Origin of the sequence: Microcystis sp. LEGE 00066 (assembly GCF_015207925.1) — a bacterium.
Lineage (GTDB): Bacteria > Cyanobacteriota > Cyanobacteriia > Cyanobacteriales > Microcystaceae > Microcystis > Microcystis ichthyoblabe_A.
The window spans coordinates 1-1,591 of record NZ_JADEVX010000346.1 but is presented as its reverse complement, the minus strand read 5'-3'; the positions used below and the strand labels follow the sequence as shown (position 1 = coordinate 1,591).

At 52.8% G+C, this 1,591-nt stretch carries 1 pseudogene; it reads right to left on the bottom strand.

What is annotated here, in order from left to right:
• Positions 1 to 22 precede the first annotated feature (22 nt).
• A pseudogene (locus IQ224_RS23375) lies at positions 23 to 1,561 on the bottom strand (IS66 family transposase).
• Between the last annotated feature and the right edge of the window lie 30 nt (positions 1,562 to 1,591).

Sequence of the window (1,591 nt, the reverse complement as noted above, 5' to 3'; positions counted from 1 at the left end):
GTAAGCGTTCAGGGGGGGATTGTCAAGCAGCCAGTGGCATTGATTCTGTGGGAGGACTCTCCTGGGGCAGCAGAGAAGGAGAAGTACTGCCTTTCCTAGAGGCGCGAATCGCTTCAGTCATAAATTCCAAGACATTACGATTCTGAGAACGCAGGCTGGTCACTACCGTCAGCATCCGCGCCACAAAAACACTACCCGCCTCACTTTGAGAGCCGAAGCTAGTCCGCCGCCACAGCACAGCCGGACGAATTGCTCTCTCGGCGGCATTATTCGTCGGCTCCAATCCCTCGACTGTAACGAACAACCAGAGGGCTGGCTCGACTTTCAGCAGTTGCCGGCAGGTGCGAACAGTCTTAGCCAAAGGAGTCTTCTCCTTCGAGCCAATCTGATACGCCGCTCGCAAGCTCCGAGTAAATGCCTCACCCGCGCTTGAATCGGTGACACTAATGACTGAAACTCACTTCGACTGAGAGTTCCATCTCGCACTCGCCCCCAGGCGCGAAATAACTTTTTCTGTTGGGCCAGCAAGTCTCGTCCCAATTGACGAGAGACCCCACTGCGTTCGGAGATTTTGGTGAATTCTCGTTTGAGATGCGCCCAACAGAGTTGTCTTTGAGCCACATCCAGCCAGTTATAGGCGTTATAGCGATCACTGTTGAGAATCCCGCTCTCTGCTCTCTCCCAATAAATATTGAGCCGCAGCAGTAGAGCGCGACAGCATCACTTGAAAGAAGCTAACCAAAGGGGTGACGGCAACCCACAGCCAAGCTCTCTTATTTTGCGGATTGTTCCCATCAGTATTTCCCTGCCCGAACCCCGTCTCATCGGCTCCCACTATCGGTGCGGATTGGATGTAGGCTTTCGCTTCCTCTACTGGTTCCGACACTGCCTCACTTCCTTCCCTTCTCAGACGATTCACTGTCCCCAGAGACATTTTCACCCCAAACAAGTCGGACATGGCAGAAACCACCATTCGATGGGAATGACGGTACATCCCACTCAAAACCGAGACGATGGCTACCAATCTCTCTCCGTAGCCGCTCTCTTCTACTTCGACCGGGAGGACGGCTCTGGTTTTCTCTCCGCAGTGAATGCAGGTTAGTTGGTGTAGGCGATGTTCTTCGATGTGCAGTTGGATGGGGGGAATCTCTACTACTTGATGACGATAGGGGTTGGGGTCAAATCCTGTGAGTTTCTCTCCACAACAGGCGCAGGTTTTGGGATATTGGTCGGTTACCCTATCACACGCTTCCACTGGATACAGGGGACGGCTATGACCAGCGTGTCCTGGTTGCCCGCCTCGCTTTTTTCCCGTTGGCTTCTTTTTCTTTCTCTTCTCGATGTTCGGGGCATCGGCAGCGGGAGGGCTATGGGAATTCTGTGAGTTCCGATTGACTTTCTCGTTAAGCTGCTGGTTAGCTCCTTGTAATTCTTTCAGGTGTTGCTCTAGTTGCTCTATCTTATCCCCCAACTGCACCACTAGCTGTCTGACACTGGCTGGGGTCTTTTCCCAATCCTCTGCGTCAATTCCTGCCGTCTCTAGTAGGTGCTTCTCATCCATGCCTCTTAGATTACCAGATTTCGTTCCCCC